Annotated in this window: 10 protein-coding genes; 4 read left to right on the top strand and 6 right to left on the bottom strand. The window is 71.3% G+C overall.

The features are described 5' to 3' along the window. Window positions 1–8: 8 nt before the first annotated feature. The 3 genes from trmB to ACF1B9_RS33150 form a co-directional block, all read right to left on the bottom strand. Complete coding sequence (gene trmB, locus ACF1B9_RS33160) at window positions 9–953, bottom strand: tRNA (guanosine(46)-N7)-methyltransferase TrmB (protein ID WP_391744799.1); 945 nt, start codon at window positions 951–953, stop codon at window positions 9–11. Beyond that, a complete protein-coding gene (gene lhgO, locus ACF1B9_RS33155) occupies window positions 946–2,202 on the bottom strand; it encodes an L-2-hydroxyglutarate oxidase (protein WP_391744797.1) in 1,257 nt (418 codons plus the stop codon). Before lhgO ends, trmB begins: the two co-directional genes overlap by 8 nt. A gap of 284 nt (window positions 2,203–2,486) precedes the next feature. After that, entirely contained in the window at window positions 2,487–4,364 is a 1,878-nt protein-coding gene (locus tag ACF1B9_RS33150) for a sporulation protein (protein WP_391744795.1), read from the bottom strand. A gap of 1,277 nt (window positions 4,365–5,641) precedes the next feature. Between ACF1B9_RS33150 and ACF1B9_RS33145 the strand changes: the two genes are divergently transcribed. Continuing rightward, a complete protein-coding gene (locus ACF1B9_RS33145; RefSeq protein ID WP_391744794.1) occupies window positions 5,642–7,753 on the top strand; it encodes an asparagine synthase-related protein in 2,112 nt (703 codons plus the stop codon). A gap of 132 nt (window positions 7,754–7,885) precedes the next feature. Here ACF1B9_RS33145 and ACF1B9_RS33140 read toward each other — a convergent pair whose 3' ends face one another. Together ACF1B9_RS33140 and ACF1B9_RS33135 are read right to left on the bottom strand one after the other, a co-directional pair. Continuing rightward, on the bottom strand, window positions 7,886–9,949 hold the full coding sequence (locus ACF1B9_RS33140) for a sigma-70 family RNA polymerase sigma factor (RefSeq protein ID WP_391744792.1): 2,064 nt from the start codon (window positions 9,947–9,949) through the stop codon (window positions 7,886–7,888). A 511-nt stretch (window positions 9,950–10,460) separates the two neighbouring features. Beyond that, window positions 10,461–11,432, bottom strand: coding sequence for a TetR/AcrR family transcriptional regulator (locus ACF1B9_RS33135; protein ID WP_391744790.1), 972 nt, complete (start codon window positions 11,430–11,432; stop codon window positions 10,461–10,463). 340 nt (window positions 11,433–11,772) lie between these two features. Here ACF1B9_RS33135 and ACF1B9_RS33130 point away from each other — a divergent pair, with 340 nt between their 5' ends. Next, a complete protein-coding gene (locus ACF1B9_RS33130; RefSeq protein ID WP_391744788.1) occupies window positions 11,773–13,269 on the top strand; it encodes an NAD(P)/FAD-dependent oxidoreductase in 1,497 nt (498 codons plus the stop codon). Window positions 13,270–13,567: 298 nt separating this feature from the next. Continuing rightward, window positions 13,568–15,394: a SpoIIE family protein phosphatase gene (locus ACF1B9_RS33125; protein ID WP_391744787.1), complete on the top strand. Its 1,827-nt coding sequence runs from the start codon at window positions 13,568–13,570 to the stop codon at window positions 15,392–15,394. A gap of 51 nt (window positions 15,395–15,445) precedes the next feature. On the opposite strand, the gene ACF1B9_RS33120 is transcribed toward ACF1B9_RS33125, so the two are convergent. Continuing rightward, window positions 15,446–16,747 carry an MFS transporter gene (locus ACF1B9_RS33120; protein ID WP_391744941.1) on the bottom strand — a complete coding sequence of 434 codons (1,302 nt, stop codon included), beginning with the start codon at window positions 16,745–16,747 and terminating at the stop codon, window positions 15,446–15,448. 155 nt (window positions 16,748–16,902) lie between these two features. Between ACF1B9_RS33120 and ACF1B9_RS33115 the strand changes: the two genes are divergently transcribed. After that, entirely contained in the window at window positions 16,903–17,460 is a 558-nt protein-coding gene (locus ACF1B9_RS33115) for a MarR family winged helix-turn-helix transcriptional regulator (protein ID WP_391744785.1), read from the top strand. The last annotated feature ends 385 nt before the right edge of the window (window positions 17,461–17,845 follow it).

The following is a 17,845-nucleotide window of genomic DNA, read 5'->3' as shown; positions in this document are numbered from 1 at the left end:
GGTGGACGTCAGCGGCGGGCGAAAAGCAGGTCGTGCACGACATGGCCCTTGCCGAGGCCCTGCCCCTCGAACCGGGTCAGCGGCCGGAACGCCGGCCGCGGCGCGAAGCCGCCGTCCGCTCGGGTGTTCTCGAAGAGGGGGTGCGCGGTCAGCACCTCCAGCATCTGCTCGGCGTACGGCTCCCAGTCGGTCGCACAGTGGATCACGGCGCCCGTCTTCAGCCGCTGGGCCGCCAGATCCAGGAACTCCGGCTGGATCAGCCGTCGTTTGTGATGGCGCTTCTTGGGCCACGGGTCGGGGAAATACACCCGCAGCCCGTCCAACGAGTCGGGCTTCAGCATCTCGCGCAGCAGGATGATCGCGTCACCGTTCGCGACTCGGATGTTGGTCAGGCCGTTCCGGTCCGCGAGGCCGAGCAGATTGCCCTGGCCGGGGGTGTGCACGTCGACGGCGAGAATGCCCGTGCCCGGGTCGTCGGCCGCCATTTGTGCAGTGGCCTCACCCATCCCGAAACCGATCTCCAACACGGCCGGGAGCCCGTCGAACAGCTCGGGCAGATCGAGGACGCGCTGCCCGTCGATGTCCAGGCCCCACTTCGGCCAGAGCCGCAGCAGGGCGTCCTCCTGGCCGGGCGTGACGCGGCTGCGGCGTGGCTGGAAGCTGCGGATCCGGCGCTCGTGATGCGATCCGGCCGGGTCGATGGCCGGTCCCCCGGGGAAGCGCGGTTCCTGGCGCAGCCTGCGCTGCCGCTCGAAGGAGGCGGCGCGCAGATCGTCCGGAATCCCTGCCGCGGAGGAGGCGGCGGGCTGGGCCGGGGAAGCGGTGCCCGGTTCGACCGAGGCGCTGCTCGCACCGGCCGCGGCCTCGCCGGGCTTCGGGGCGGAAGGATGCGCGGACGGGCTCGCGGAGGGACTCGCCGAGTGGTTCGCGGAGGGATTCAAGGACTCAGACACAATGCCCCGATTCTACGGCGGGCGGCCTCCATCCCGTCCCCTGTGCCCGGAGCAGTGCCCTGCGTGCCACCTCCCGCCCGATGGGCAGGGAGGCCGTCGCGGCGGGCGACGGGGCGTTCAGCACATGAACGGTGTGCGGGGCCTCGCGGATCAGGAAGTCGTCGACCAGGGTGCCGTCCCGCAGCACGGCCTGCGCCCTGACCCCGGCCGGGGCGGGCCGCAGATCGGCCGCCGTGACCTCGGGCAGCAGTCGCTGCACGGCCGTCATGAAGGCACGCTTCGACAGCGAACGGCGCACCTCGCCCGCCCCGTACCGCCAGTGTCTGCGCGCGATCTGCCAGGTGCCGGGCCAGGTCAGGGTGTCCGCCAGCTCACGGGGGCGCACGACGGGCCAGTCGTATCCCTCACGGGCCAGCGCCGGCACCGCGTTCGGCCCGACGTGGACACCGCCGTCGTGGCCGCGGGTCAGATGCACGCCGAGGAACGGGAACGCCGGATCGGGTACCGGATAGACCAGGCCGCGCACCAGCTCCGGCCGCGCCAGCTCGTAGTACTCCCCGCGGAAGGGAACGATCCGTACCCCCGGGTCGTCGCCCGCGAGCCGCGCCACCCGGTCGCAGTGCAGCCCCGCGCAGTTGACCAGCACCCGGGCCCGCACCACCGGACCGTCCGCCGTACGCACCGCCACACCCCAGGGACGCCGGTCGATCGCGGTGACCTCCGCCCCGTAACGGATCACCCCGCCCGCCGCGTTCACCTCGGCGGCGAACCGCGCCGCGACCGCCGCGAAGTCGCACACCCCGGTCGTCCCGACGCGGATCGCGGCGATCCCGTGGACCTGCGGCTCGTACTGCGCGATCTGGGCGGGGCCCAGCTCGCGCACCGGCAGCCCGTGCTGCCGGCCGCGCTGGACCAGCGCGTGCAGCCGGGGGAACTCGGACCGCGCGGTCGCGACGATCAGCTTGCCGGTCACCGCGTGCGCGATACCGTGCTCGGCGCAGAAGTCGACCATTTCGGCGGCGCCACGCACCGCGTAGCGGGCCTTGAGCGAGCCGGGGCGGTAGTAGATGCCGCTGTGGATCACTCCGCTGTTGTGCCCGGTCTGGTGACGGGCGGGGCCCCATTCCTTCTCCAGTACCGTCACCCGGGTGCCCGGAGCGGTGCGCGTGATCGCGTACGCCGTCGACAGGCCGACGATGCCGCCGCCGATCACCAGCACATCGCAGTCGTACGCCGCGCGCGTCATCATCACGCCACCTCCCACCCCGATAGTGCACTGACCCACTGACAACGTACTCAAACCAGCGAAGCCCAGCGTGGCGCCGGATCTTTACGCCCGGCGGCTTCCGGTGGCCCGCCGAATACCGCCCGTATGCCGTTCGGACGTCGTCCGTATGACAGGGGGACGCGGGCGACGCAGCGACCTCGGGGCACGCGCCGGGGCCGGGGAGTGCCCGGCCCCGGGACGGGGCGCCGGGGCGATGCCGTGAGGAAGCCGCGGGGCGAGCACTCGCACGCCCCCGCGCGGTGCGGCTACGCGGGCGCCACCAGCAGCGGCCGGGCCCGCTCACGCAGCTCGGCGACGCGCGGCTCGTGCCCGTACGGTTCGAGCCGGTGCAGCAGGTCCCGTACGTACTCCGTCGTCCGCGCCGAAGAGATGCGGCCCGCCACCTCCACCGCCCGGGTGCCCGCAGCGCAGGCCGCGTCGAGATTTCCCGACTCCAGCTCGGCCACCGCAGACACAACGAGCCGCAATCCGTGCGAGCGGACGAATTCCTCGGTCGGCCTGGACAGAGCCTGCTCGGTGAAGCGCCGCACCTGCCGGGGCGCCTTCAGGTCGAGGTGACACTCCGCGGCATCGGCCGCGAACCTGTCGTACGAGTAGAAGCCCAGCCACGACGGGTCCGCATCGCCGTCGCGGGAACGCTCCAGCCAGCCCTCGGCGGCCTTGAGCGCCGCCCCCGCGGCCGCTGCGTCGCTCGCCTTCGCATGGGCACGGGCCTCCACCAGGCGGAAGAAGCTCATGGTGCGGGCGGTGGCGAGCCCCCGGTTGCGTTCGACGGCGGCCTGCGCGAGGTCGACCCCCTCGTCGGCGAAACCTCGATAGGTCGCCTGCAGCGACATCGAGGCGAGGACATAACCGCCGAGAGGCACGTCGGCCGCGGCCCGCGCGAGTCTCAGGGCCTGGATGTAGTAGCGCTGCGCGGCCTCCTGCTGGCCGGTGTCGAAGGCCATCCACCCGGCGAGCCTGGTCAGCTCCGCCGCGGCACCGAAGAGCGCCCGGCCGACTTCGTCGCTGTAGGAGCCGAGCAGCAGCGGTGCGGCGTCGACCCGTAAGCACTCGGGGACCATGGAGGAACGCCAGTCCCCGCCGCCGTACTTGGAGTCCCAGCGACGGGCGTCCTGGGCGGCCTCGCGCAGCTTGGAGACATCGCTGTGGCCGACCCGCAGCGGGGAGATGTCGCTCGTGAGCGTGGTGGCGGTCGTGTTCGCGTGTGTGCTCGTGTGTGCGCTCGGAGCCGGAGCAGTGGGCGCGGAGCCGGGTGTTGCCTCCCGGCCCGGCTGGGCGGGGATGGACGGCGTCCGCTGCGTGCCCATGGCCCCCAGGGTTCCCAGCGCAGCCTGAGCCGCCTGCGCATTCAGCGCATTCTGTGCCGCTTGTGCCGCTTGTGCCGCTTGAGCCGCGTGGGTTGCTTGAGTTGCCTGTGCCGCATGGGTTGCTTGAGTTGCCTGTGTCGCCGGTGCTCCGGGTGCCGGCTGTGTGCCGAGCGGTCCCCGAGTGGTCCGGGAGCCCGCGGTACCGGACGCGCCGGGTGCACCGGACTCCGGCTCCGTGCTCTTTCCTGTCGTGCCCGATGCCCTCTGCGCCCCTGCACCGGTGCGTGCGCCCCTTGCGCCCTGGGTGCCGAGGATGGCTGCCTCGGCAGCCGTCGCATCGCGCTCCACCGACGGGTCGGCAGGGGATATCAGCCAGCGGGACGTGGGCGTCGCGTACGCGCTCACCGAGAACGATCCCGCCAGCGACTGCCAGATCCCGCCACTGCCCGCCCGCCGCCCGGCCAGATCCAGCCGGTACAGCTCGGTCGCCGAACGGACCGCTTCGGCCACGTCCCGCGGAAAGGCCAGTCCGACCTCCGGGGCCGGATCGGCGTCCGCGAGACCGATCTCGTGCAGCGGGACCGGGCGGCCGAGTTTGGCCCCGATCGCCGCCGCGATGAGATGGGGCGCGGCGCCCTGCGGCACCATGCCCTTGGAGACCCACCGGGCCACCGACGTCTTGTCGTACCGAAGTGTCAGACCGCGCTGCGCCCCGAGGTCGTTGACCCGCCGGGCGAGCCCGGCGTTGCTGATTCCCGCGAGGGCGAGAACGGTTCCGAGCTTCTCGTTCGGTCCGCGTTGCTCCCTGGACATGCGCCACCCCTCGACACACAGACGGCCGCCGCGTCACCGTTGCGGCGCGCGGCATTCGTACCGTGTCCTCCCCAGGGACGAACCCCGGCACTCCGACCGCACACGCATATGGCCGAGCCCCGAGGAATATGCCTCCTGCCGAGGACCTCAGTAAACCCAGCGTAGTTCGCCGCATCCCTACCGTTAAGGGGCAGACGTCCGTATGGCGGGATTGTTGTCCGTGCGGAGGCGAGCGGGTCCGAGGCTCCGCTCGGGCCGTCGCCGGCGTGCCGCTCCGGTCGCCGCGCACAGGGCCCCGGCCTCGGCACGGAAACCTGCCCGGACCTACCCGGAGCCTCGCCCGGACCCGGCGCGAGAACCTGCTCCACGCCCCGTCCACGCCCCGTCCACGCGCTCCTGGAGGCGCCCTTCGTGCGTGGTGACAGCCCCGTCCGCCGGGCTCCGCACGTGCTCCTGGTGTGTGGCCGTGCGCCCGGCCGTGCGCTCTCGTCCGGCTGTTTCGGAAGGGCTTCCATGGTTGCTGCGTGGGTCGGCCCACTGCATTGGACTCAGTGGGCTGGGGGACACTGCCGCCTCATTCCCCGCAGGCGGCGGACCGGTCCGGGAGGTGAACGACACCTCCCGGACTGAGCGTGGAATCCGGTCCGGGGCCGGTGCGGGGCCACACGGAGCCAGGGCGGCCGGGGTCGGGCCCGTCGGCCGCCCCGATGGTGATCGGCGGTGGACGACGGGGGATTCCGGGAGGGATTCGGGGGGATCATGGAGCGAAGTGGGGCGAAAGTGGACTTCTGATGCGACGAGTTCCCTGGCGTCCGGGTTCAACGCGCTCCAAGAATGGCCGAATGTCGTTGGTCCTCTGAGGTTGGGCCCGACGATTCACAGATCCCGTCGACCCTCCGACGGTCGTCCGTCACCGGGGCGTGGGTGATTCGGGATGTGGCCGGATTTCGGCCGGTGGATCCTGCTCGTCCGGGGAAGGCAACGCGCCCGATACGCAAGCCTGTTGGGGTATGACCCGCCGTGCGCGGGCCGTGTCCCGCGTGTCCCGCCGGAAACCCGCTGCCGAGTCGCCGTCGGACGCGGCTGCGTCCGCACCGGCCGGGGCCCGTCCCGGTCCGACCTTTGCCAGGGGCGCATGCCCTTCCGACGTGCGCGGTCCGTAGCCCCTCCTGTGCGCCTTTGTCGTGGCAGCATGTTCGCAACGGCGCCGCGCACCACCGGAGTTCTCCCGATGCCTTCCTGCTGCGCCATTTTGTCCACAGCCTGTGGAGGCGGCGATGCGTTGGTTGGTGGGGTGGAGCAGTATCGCCGCGAGCTTCGGCACGGCCGGCGCGGTGGGCGCCGGCGACGACGGGCGCACGATGCACCCCGTCGGATCCCAACTGCTGTGGGGCGACCCGGATCCGCTCTGGGCCGTCGGCGACTGGCGCCCCGACGAGATCCGTATCAGCACGGTCGAGACCGCGGAGGGCGCGCCCACCGCCCGCATGGCCGTCCTCGGCTGCTGCAGCGCCACCGACGAACAGCTGCGCGTCGGCCTCCTCGCCGCCCGCGGCGGGGCCCTGCGCCATCTCACCTCCTGGCCCGGCAGCTACACGGTCGTCGTCCAGGTCGGCCGCCGGATCACCGTCATCGGGGACCTCGCCGGGGCCCGCCCGGTCTTCTACACCCCCTGGGCCGGCGGTACGGCGTACGCCACTGCCGCCCTCCCGCTCGCCGACCTCATCGAGGCCCAGCTGGACATCGGTCATCTGGCCGCCCTGCTCGCCTGCCCCGAAACACCGGAAGCGCTGCGCGACGGCACCCCGTATGCCGGAGTGAAGCGCATCCCGCCGGGGCACGCGCTCATCCTCCGCGAGGGATCGCGCGAGATCACCGGGTACGAGGCGGTGGCCTCCCTCGCAGTCGCAGCTCCCCAGATCGACCCCGTCAGTGCCGTCGACGGGGTGCGTGACGCACTGGTCGAAGCAGTACGCGCCAGACTCACGGCCCCGCGCCACGCCCCCGAAACCCTGCCGCCCGACCCGGGCCCGGTTCCCGGCATGGGTCCCGCCGAACGACGCGCCGCCCGCGGCGCACCCGTACCGGGCATCGGCGCCGACCTCTCCGGAGGCAGTGCCTCCGCCACCCTTGCCCTGCTCGCCGCCGGACTGCCGGGCCTGCCGGGCACCCTCCTCGGACACGGCACGGGAGCGGGGGAGCGGCTGCTCGCCGTCACCTTCAACGACCTCACCACCCGCGGACACGAGGACGAACTCGAACGCGCCCGCGTCATCGCGGCCAACCCGCGCCTGCACCATGTCGTCGTCGCCGCCGGGGAAGAGGCGCTGCCCTACGCAGATCTGGGGGGCGGCCCACTCACCGATGAACCCGGACCGTCCCTCGTCGTCGCCGAGCGCCATCGCCGCCGTCTTGCCTCGGGCAGCGCCGACCACTTCGTCGGCGGCGGCGCCCGACAGGTGCTCGACGCCCACCCGGCCCGCCTCGCCGACCTGCTGATGGACCGGCGCCGACGCCACCTGCTGCGCCCGGTCGCCGCACTCGCCAAGGCCGAGGGCCCTACCGCGCACTCGCTCTTCGTGCCGTTGACCGTCTATCGCGCGGCCCGCCGCCTGTCCCGTACGTCGTACCGCGCGGGTCTGGAGACGGCGGCCGGCCTGCTGCCGGACGCGAACCGCCACACCCCCGACCTCGACACCCCCGCCGACGCCTCGCTCGCCGCCCTCGCCTGGTCGCGGCCGGGGCCCGCCGCACACTGGCTGACGGGGGAAGCGCTCGCCGAAGTATCGGTTCGCCTTCAGGAGGCGGCGATCCGGCCCGCCTCCGTCCAGCGTCCTGGCGAGGCCCGTGCCAGGGCGGCCCTCGCCCGGTTCGCCGCGGACCACCGGATCCTGGAGCAGGCCGCGGAGAACCGCAGCCAGCGGCTGCACGCCCCGTTCCTCGACAACCAAGTCGTACGCGCCGCCCGGGCGCTCCCCGAATCGCTCCGGGTCCAGCCGGACGCCCGCGCCGCGATTCTGCGCCGGGTGCTCGCGGGCGCGGGCATTCACGAACTTCCGTCCGGCTGGGGCACCCCCTCCCTGGCCACCTCGAACGCGACGGCCCGCACGGGCCTGCGCGCCGCGCTGCCCGACCTGATCGCCCTCTTCGACGCCCCGCTGCTCGCCGACGCGGGCCTGATCGAGGCCCGCGTCGTACGGAAAGCCCTGCGCGCCGCCTCGGAGGGTGAGCCGCTCCCCTTGGACGGCCTGGCGCACCTGGCGTCCACGGAACTCTGGCTCCGCCGCCTGGTCTCGCGGCGCGGCACCTGCTGGACGGGCACGGCGGCACCTCGCCAGCGCGCGGTGGCGGGCGGAGTCGTCCCGGCGAGGCGGACACTGCAGCCGTAGCGGTGGGCGGGGCCGTATCCGTAGTGGTCGTTGTCGGTAGTACTCGACGGCCGCTAGGTGCCCGACCGCACCTGACCCGCATCACCGAGGAACTCCCGGGCGCTCCGTCCGAAGGTGCGGTGCCCGGTCGCCTCACTGACAGCTGATGACCGAATCCGCCCAGTCGGCGAGTGCCACGCCGCCGCCTGGCCGCGTCCGCTCGACGACGAGCCGGATCCTCTCCTGACCGGCGATATCCACTCCGACGGGCACGGCCGGGTCGTTGCCCTTCATCACGGGGGACTGCCACAGCCGTGCCCCGTCACCGTTGAAGACGGAGAAGCGCACCGAGCCCAGCCCCAGTGTCATGTCGTCGATCCCGACCACGGCCTCGTAACGCGTGCACTGCCGGTTCAGCTGGATCGTGACCGAGGACTTGCTGTGGACGGTCACGCCGTGGGCGTACCGCGTGCCGCCGATCGACAGACCGGAACGCTGCCAGACCCAACCGCTCTCATTGATCACCACCTCCGGTTCGGTGTGGTCGCCCTGCATCGAGTAGCTCAGCTCACTGACCCGGTAGGCGGTCGACGCAGGCGGCGGAGGGGGCGTCGCCGTCGGGGTGGGCGTCGGCTTCGGTTTCGGGGTGGGCTTCGGCGCGGGGGGCGTCGGGGTCGGGACAGGCGGTGCGGGTGGCACCGGCTTCGATGTCGGCTTCGGTATCGGCTTCGGTATCGGCTTCGAGGGGGGTTTCGGGGTCGGCTTCGGGGTGGGGGCGGGCTCCGGCGGGGGAGGCGACTTCGGTGCAGGTGGCGCAGGTGGTGCAGGTGCAGGTGCAGCGGGCGGTGCGGGCTCCGGCGGCGGTGTCGGCCTCGGCGGTGTCGGCGTCGGCGGTGTCGGCGCGGCAGGCGCCACGGCAGCCGGCTTCGCCGCGTGCTCGGCCTCGGGCTTCGGCTGGTCGTTGCCGACCAGAGCCCAGGCCAGTCCGGCCGTCACGGCCACGGCAACCGCCGCCGCGATACCGGCCTTCGCCGGGGCACCGAGTCCTTCGGAGACCGCGGCACCCCCTGCCGAGCCCCCGGACACGCTCCCGCCGGTCGCCGCCGCCGCGACTCCGGCGCCCGCGGCCCCGGCCGCGCCACCGGCGACGACTCCGGCGGCCTTGAGCGTGTACCCGGCGGCGAACCAGCCGATGACCGCGACCGGCAGCAGTGCGGGAATCCCGGCGTTGACATGGGCCAGTTCGCCTGCGGCGAGCCGACACTTCACGCACTCCTCCAGATGCCCGCGCAACCCGCGCTCGGCCCGCATCCGGAGCCCACCTCGTGCATACGCGCCGAGGCGGTCGGCGTACCGCGCGCAGTCGCCGTCCGAGGTGAGCGCCTGGCTCACATGCGCTTGCAGGTAGGCCTGCTTGAGCCCCTCGCGGGCCCGGCTGGCCAGCACCGCCGTGGCATTGGCGGTCAGCCCGAACAACGGGGCGATCTCGCTGGGCGACTCCTCCTCGACGGTGGTGTGCCACAGCACTGCCTGCCAGCGCTCCGGCAGACTGCTGAACGCCTGCATCGCCATCGACTGTTCGGCCTCGTGCATCGCCAGCACATCGGCACCGAGGTCGAGCGTGTCCGCGTCCGACACCTGGGACGACTGGGATGCCTGGGCGGCGAACACCGCGAAGTCATCGACCAATTGTTCCCGCTTCGCGGTCTTGGTCCAGGCGGCTCCGACGTGCCGGACAGCGGTCATGAGGTAGGCCCGCACAGCTTCCTCGGGACCCTTGCCCCTCCGTACCGCCTGCAGCGTGCGGGCGAAGACCTCGGCCGTCAGGTCATCGGCGGTGTGCGCGTCCCGGCAGCAGGTTCGCGCGTAGCGGCGCACCGCGTCCGAATGCCGCCTGAACAGTTCCTCGTACGCGAGATCGTCGCCGTCCCGCATCTGCGTGATCAACTCGGCGTCCGAGAACGGGGAGCCGGAGGCACCGGCGGTGCTGCTGCGGCCCTCCCGCTGCATCGGCACCGCGCCCTCGGGCTCGACACCGGCCTCGACGGGCGCCGACCACGGACCGGGCAGGTCGGTGCGGCCCCCGGTGTCACCGTCGGCTCGCCCGGGTCCGGCCTGGCTCGGTACCTGCGAGGAGGACAGCCCACCGGCCTCCGTCGCACCGCCCACGGCGGAGACGTCGTCGAACGACTCTTCCTGCTGCCCGTCACCGGTCATCGCGGAAGCCCCCGTATGCACTGTCGGACCCGAACCTCGGGCAAGACTGTCACATGGCTCAATCACGCCGACGACTCAGCCCCAGCAACCACTCATCCGGGGCGTTTTCTCGAATGTGAGCACTAGTAGCCACTCATTCAGGGAAAGCTCTTCGCGCTTCTTTTGTACGTGGAGGCTGCGGACAAAGGGGCGGGCAGCTTCTTCGGCGAAGGCCCTGCCGAGTGCTCACCCCACGCTGAGAGCACGGAACGCACACCGATCAAGGCCCGTTCGGACGGCGTCCGTACGGGGAAGCCTGGCTCGGAACCTGGACGTGGACGCAGGATGCGGAAGCCCGATGCGTGCAGCGGACGAACGGGAACGAGCCACTGAGCGGGCCCCTCCGAAACGGGCCATGTCAGCCACTCACCCCGGCCGCACACTCGGGCGACTCGTTCGCGCCGTCCGCGTACCCGAGGCGCCCGGGGGACCGCCTCCCTCGCTCACACATCGGGCGGCGATCACCCCCCGTTCACACCAAGGGCCGTGAACGCAGTCCCTCCAGAAGGATGTCCAGCAGTCGGCTCGAAGCCGCGGCCTGCTGAGCCGGGTCAGGCAGCGATGGCGCCGCTGTCGCGATGACCAGCAGCACGTCCGCCACCGTCACATCGCGACGCAGCTCACCGGCTGCCCGCGCCCGGTCCACCAGTCGGCCGACGACCTCCAGCAGTTCGCCGGCTCCCGCGTCGTCGGCATCGGGGCCGATCTCCGCGGCGGAGCCGGAGCGCCCGTCGACCGGCCGGAGGCCGACCTGGTCCGCGCCCTGGCGCTGGTGAGGTACTCGCGTCTCGTCCCGCACACCGCCCGAGCCCGGTCCGGAAGCCGCTGTGGCCCCCGATTCCCCGGCGGCGGCCGAGCCCTCGACGTCGCCGGCGGGATGGACACCCGCACCACCATCGGCGTCGACATCGACCCCGACCCGCAGCACCTGCGGCGGCAGCAACCGTCCCGCTCCCGACGCCACGGACGTCCGCAGGAAGCGCGACAGCGCCGACCACGGCTCGTCCTCCTGGCCCAGCGCGGCCCGCGCCTGGGCGGTCAGCCGGGAGGTCTCCTCCTCGGCTATCCGCCTCACCAGCACGTCTTTGCTCGGGAACCGCCGGTACACCGTGCCGACTCCGACTCTGGCGCGGCGCGCCACGTCCTCCATCGGAGCCCCGTATCCCAGCTCGCCGAAAACCTCACGCGCGGCTCGCAGCACATGCTCCAGATTCCGCTGCGCGTCCACGCGAAGCGGAGCCGAGCGGCCGTCCGCTCCAGCCGTCACGACCGTACCGACCGTCCCGGCCGCCCCACCTGTTCCGGCTGCCGGGACCGCGCCGGCCGAACCCACCGTGTCCACTGCCCCCACCGCTGTTCCCACAGCTCCGCTTCGCCCGTTTCCTTCGGACGAATGGGAGGTGACCTCAGCAGTGGTCTGCCAATGAGAATCCTGAATGTGCATAATATTTCCCCCGGTTATGACGTCTCCCCCCGGAGACTTCCCGCCGTTTGAGCCGGAGAGTGGATCACGGTCTCGACCCGGCTCCCCGACGACATACGAACATAGTTGAGCTCGGGTCAATTCAGAAGGGGGTAGTTCCGCACGGAGCGCCCCCCGATCGGAGCAAGGACCGGTTGGTCACTGATTCGCCCCCGGCCCACCACCCCCATTTCGACCCCTGACCTGCGTAGCTTCCGTGTTGCCGCGCGGATCGGCGGCGACGGCCCGTCCGAAACCTCCAGTCACACAATTTGCCGGGGCTGTGGACAAACCCTTGAGCACGTTGCGTCATGGGGTGGTGATGGCTTCAGATTCCGGGGGAACACCCCCCGGCCCCCCGCCAGGTGTGCGCGTTCTCGTCGTCGGCGGCGGCTACGTCGGGATGTACACAGCGCTGCGTCTCCAGCGGAAGCTGAAGCAGAGACTCAGAGGCGGTCAGGCCGAGATCGTCGTCGTCACGCCCGAGCCCTATATGACGTATCAGCCGTTTCTGCCCGAAGCGGCGGCCGGTTCGATCTCGCCGCGCCATGTCGTCGTACCGCTCCGCCGGGTCCTGGCGGACTGCAAGATCGTGATCGGTGAGGCCCAGCGCATCGACCACGCCAAGCGAACGGCGACCGTCACCACCCTCGCCACCGGGGAGGACGGCACCGGCGCGGTCGAGATCCCCTACGACGAACTCGTCCTCGCACCGGGTTCCGTCTCGCGCACTCTCCCGGTCCCCGGCCTCGCCGATCACGGCATCGGCTTCAAGACCATCGAGGAGGCGATCGGGCTGCGCAACCACGTCATCGAGCAGATGGACATCGCCTCCGCCACCCGCGACCCGGCCATCCGCGACGCCGCCCTCACCTTCGTCTTCGTCGGCGGCGGCTACGCGGGCGTCGAGGCTCTCGCCGAGCTGGAGGACATGGCCCGCTACACCTCGCGGTACTACCACAACATCAAGGCCGAGGACCTGAAATGGATCCTCGTCGAGGCGTCCGGACGCATCCTTCCCGAGGTCGGTGAGGCGATGGGCGGCTACGCGATCCGTGAGCTGCGCGGCCGCAACATCGACGTACGCCTCGACACCAGGCTGGAGTCCTGCGAGGACCGGATCGCGGTCCTGAGCGACGGCTCCCGCTTCCCGACCCGCACGCTCGTGTGGACGGCGGGTGTCAGACCCGCACCGGTCCTCGCCGCCACCGACCTGCCGCTCAACGAGCGCGGCAGGCTCCGGTGCACGGCGGAACTCACCGTCGAAGGGGTCGAGCACGCCTGGGCCGCGGGCGACGCCGCGGCCGTTCCCGACCTGACCGCCGCGGAAACCGGCCGGGAGACCGCCCCCAACGCGCAGCATGCCGTGCGCCAGGCCAAGGTTCTCGCCGAGAACGTCCTCGCGTCCATCAGCGGCGAACCCCTCAAGGAGTACCGGCACAGTTACGCGGGCTCCGTCGCCTCACTCGGCCTCCACAAGGGCGTGGCCCACGTCTACGGACGCAAACTCAAGGGCTACCCGGCCTGGCTGATGCACCGTACGTACCACCTCAGCCGTGTCCCGACGTTCAACCGCAAGGCCCGTGTCCTTGCCGAATGGACTCTCGCCGGGCTCTTCAAACGCGAGATCGTCTCCCTCGGTTCGCTGGAACACCCACGCGCGGAATTCGAACTCGCCGCAGGTGGCAGGCGAACCAGGCCCGGCGGCCCACCGAAAATCGATGGCCCACCGAACACCGGCGGCACACCGAGCTCCGGGAACCCGCAGCGGCCCGACGAGTCACAGGGGCCCGACGGCCCACCGGGTAACGGCGGCTGACCGGCCGTCGGGCCGCCTCGACGTCCCCCGGGGCGCGACCGTACCGGCCACTGTCAGTACGGTCCGCCACACTGGACGTGTGACCATAGGTGGGCCCACATCTGCACAGAGTGACCCGGCCGGCAGTGACCAACAGTGAACAGCACCGACGTTCCAGACGCATCAGACGTACGAGCAGGGCGACGAGACCCGGCCCCGACCCCGGCGACAGAAAACCGGCGGAAGAACCGGTAGTGGAACCGGCAGAGGAAGCAGCCCGCCCGAGCGGACCAGACCGACACACGAGGCCAGAAATTCCGTGAACTTCACGCGTTGGAGCGCCCGCCTACCCGGAACGCAGCGCCGCGCCGCCGCACGGGACGACCGCAGTTCCGTGCCTCCGGCACGCGCGGAGTGCGCGCAGCCCGGGGCCGGATCCTGCCCGTCGGACGGCGACACGCGCAGCGACACGCCTGGCGACACCGGGGTCGACACGCCCGCTGAACCGCCCAGCGACCGCGGACCCGCCGCCTTGGAGGACCTCTCCGCCCGGGACATCCTCGGGCGGCTGCCTGCCCTGGTGGCCCTGGTGTACGGCCCCGATCACCGGATCGCCTACGTCAACGATGCCTACGCCGCCGCCTTCGGACCCCGCCCGGCCGGCGCCACCGCGGCCGAGGCCATGCCCGAGCTCACCGAACTCAGTCTGCTGCCGCTCATGGACCAGGTGCTGCGCAGCGGCACCCCTCGCACGGTCAAGTCCCGCAAGGTCCGCAGTGGGAATTCGTACACCGTCACCTGCACCCCGGTGCACAGGGACAGGTACACGGACGGCGAGGGCGAGACCAACAGCTACAACAGCGACGGTGACCGGGCCGAGAAGCAGAACAAGGACATCAAGGACAACAAGAACGGCAGGAACAGAAACAGGGACAGAGGCGGGGACAGGGGCAGCGAGAGCGGAGTGCTCGTGTACGCCGCCGATGTCACCGACCACGCCGAGGCCGCCGAACGGCTCCGCGCCAGCGAGCGCCGCCACCGCGAAACGGCCGTCACTCTCCAGCGCTCCCTGCTGCCGCAGGAGCTGGAACAGCCCGACGACCTCCGGATCGCCGCCACCTATCAACCCGGCGGCACGGACGCAGCGGTCGGCGGTGACTGGTACGACGTCATCACTCTCGGCGCGGGCCGCACCGCCCTGGTCATCGGGGACGTGATGGGCCGGGGGGTGCGAGCCGCCGCTGTCATGGGCCAGCTCCGCACGGCCGTACGCGCCTACGCCCGCCTCGACCTCCCGCCGCACGAGGTGCTCCAGCTCCTCGACGGTCTCGCCGCCGAGATCGACGCGAGTCAGATCGCCACCTGTGCCTACGCGGTCCACGACCCGAACGAGGGCCGGCTCGTCTACGCCTCCGCCGGGCATCTCCCGATCCTGGTGTGCCACGAGGACGGTACGGTCCACCGCGCCGAGGACCCGACCGGGCCGCCGCTCGGCACAGGGGGCTGGATCCACACATCAGGCACGATCGCGCTGCCGCCCGGCTCCACCGCGGTCCTCTACACGGACGGCTTGGTGGAGCGCCGGAGCGAGGACATCGACGAGGGCGTCGCGGCCCTGGAGCGCGCCCTCTCAGGGGCCAAGGGCTCACCCCAGGTGGTGTGCGACCGGCTGATCCGCTCCCTCGGCGTCACCGCGGAACACGACGACGACGTGGCGGTGCTGGTGGTTCAGCATCCTGCTCGTACGGGGGCGAACGCGGAGCTGTTCCACAACGCCTCGCTCGACCTCCTCGGCGGGATCGAAGCGGCCCCGCGCGCCCGCGCCTTCGCGACCGGCGTCCTGACGTCGTGGCGATTCCCGGTCGAGCTCTGCGACCTGGGCGTGCTGGCCGCGGGCGAACTCGTCGCGAACTCCCTCAAGCACGGCACCCCGCCGATGCGCCTGGGCCTGCGCCGTACCGACCGCCGCCTGATCATCGAGGTGACCGACGCCGACGACCACCTGCCCCGTCTGCGTCGCGCCGATCCGGCGGACGAGGCGGGCCGCGGCATCTCCATCGTCGCGACGATCGCCACGCACTGGGGCAGCCGCCGCACACCCGGCGGCGGCAAGGCGGTCTGGTGCGAATTCGCCCTGCCGCAGTAGGGGACCTGCCGCAACAGGACCCCTACTCACCCCCCGTTCACTCCCGCGGCGTCAGCGGGGGGTGACGGCAGAGGCGGCCACGGGCTCGGCGTCCGGCAGTGACACGGCCACCACCTTGGACGGCACGACCTCGACCGAGGGCTGATCCTGTACAGGAGTGAGCCGTCGGCCGAGCCGCAGCGCCAGTACCGTGATGCCCAGCGAGAACAGCACGAACGTCACGATGTACGGGCCGTGCAGCGTCGCCCCCATCGGCCCGCCCACGGCCGGACCGACCGCCAGCGCGAGCTGCTTGCACAGGGCGAACGCGGAGTTGTACTGCCCGACCATCGACTCCGGCGCCAGATCGGCGACGAGCGGCGCCACGGTCGGCGACAGCATCGACTCACCCAGTCCGAACAGCGCGTACGTGGAGATCATCGCGGCGGTCGCCATGGTCTGGCTGCCGTGCCCGAGTCCCGCGTACCCCGCCACGATCCAGGCGAAGGCCCAGATCAGACCGACTGCGGCAATGACCCTGGTGCGCTTGCGGCGCTCCACCAGGCGCAGCACGACGAACTGGGCCACGACAATGACGGCGGTGTTGGCGGCGAGCGCTATACCGAGTGTCGAAGGCTGGATCCCGGCGGCCTCGGTGCCGTACGCCGCGAGCCCGGACTCGAACTGTCCGTAACAGGCGAAGAACAGCACGAAGCCCAGCACGCACAGCTGCACCATGGCCCGGTGCGAGAGCAGCGCCCGCAGCCCGCCCGGCGCCTTGGACCCGTCGGTGGGCCGGGCGGCGGAGAAGGAAGGCGTAGGGGACAGCCGCACCGTGGAGGCGATGACACCGAGCACGACGAACATCGCGGCCTCGATCAGGAACAGCAGAGTGAAGGTCTCCGGCCGGCTCGTGTCGACGATCTGCCCACCGACCAGCCCGCCGATGCCGAGCCCGAGGTTCTGCAGGAAGAACTGCATGGCGAAGGCACGTGTACGGGTGGCGGTGCTGGAGCACCACACGAGCATGGTGGCGAGAGCCGGCTGCATGACCGCGGTACCCGCGCCGAGGACCGCGGCCGACAGCACGGCGGCGGTCACATTCGACGACAGGCCGAGGGCGGCCGCGCCCAGGGACGCGACGACCGAGGCGACGACGAGCACGGGCAGCGGTCCGCGCCGGTCGATGGCACGCCCGGTGAACGGCAGGACGGCGAGCGCTGCCATGGCGAAGACCGCCAGCACGACTCCCGCCGTACCCGCACCCAGATCCCGCACCTGCGCCACGTAGACGTACAGATACGGAACGGTGAACCCGAGCCCGAACGCGCTCAGCGCGCTCCCCAGCTGGATCCGCCGCAGTGCTGCGCCCATCTCCCTGGTCACACTCACCTACCTCAAGGTCTCGAAGTTGCTTGCCGAGTCATCCGAACGACTCGAACCCGAAGACTTTAGCACTAAAGTTAGAAGCTCAACAATTCAACCCGAAGGACTTCGACGGCTTTGGGGGGCGTGCGATACTGCCCGCCATGTCTGACACCACCGAGCAGCCCGGCCCGCAGGAGCCGAGCCTCGACGAGCAGATCGCCGCCTATCAGCGCGAGTTCCGTGACCTGGACCCCCAGGTCGAGCAGGTCGTCTCGGCCCTGGGCCGGCTGAATCGCCGGATGAACGTGGCGTACGGCCGCCAGGTCGCCGCCCTCGGCATCAGCAACGCCGAGTGGGAGGTCCTCAAGACCCTGGTTCTGGCCGGCTCCCCGTACCGCCTGGGTCCTGGGGAGCTGGCCAAGCGCCTCGGCCTCACCCCTGCGGCGATGACGCACCGCATCGACCGCATGGCGGGCGAGGGCCTGGTCACCCGTGACCGGGACGAGAACAACCGGGTGCGCGTGATCGTCGAGCTGACCGACGAGGGGCGCACGAAGTGGCTGGAGGCGATGCGCATGGCCACCGCCTTCGAGGAGGACCTGCTTCAGGACCTCACGAGCGACGAGCGCGGAGTCCTCGGAGAGATGCTGATCCGCCTCCTGCGCCGCGTGGAGCACGCCCAGCCGGACGCCGGCGGACGTCTCACCGACCTGGACTGAAACCCTGCCCGACGCGCGGGAAAACGACTTGACCTGCCTGGGTTGACACGCACCTCCACGATCCGTAAGGTTCTTCGAGTTGTCACGGAGCCGGAACGGTTCTACGGCAACCGATCCCGCCGTGAACGCGGCAATCAAAACTCAGCACGATCTCCCACTCGGGACAATTTCGGCATGCCGAAATTAATTTCGAAGACTCGATTATGAGTCGCCGGGAAAATCCGCTAGAGTTTGGACGTCGGAACGGCCCAACGGCCGGGAAGACAAGCCCCACTGACTGGGAATCAGGCCCGAAAGGATCTGATAGAGTCGGACTCGCCGGAAAGGGAAACGCGAAAGCGTGGAACTGGAAAGCGGCCCCGCTTCGACCGGGAATCGGACACGA

It is taken from the genome of Streptomyces sp. NPDC014727 (assembly GCF_043083485.1).
Classification (GTDB): Bacteria; Actinomycetota; Actinomycetes; order Streptomycetales; family Streptomycetaceae; genus Streptomyces.
This window is presented reverse-complemented; position numbering and strand designations above follow the sequence as displayed.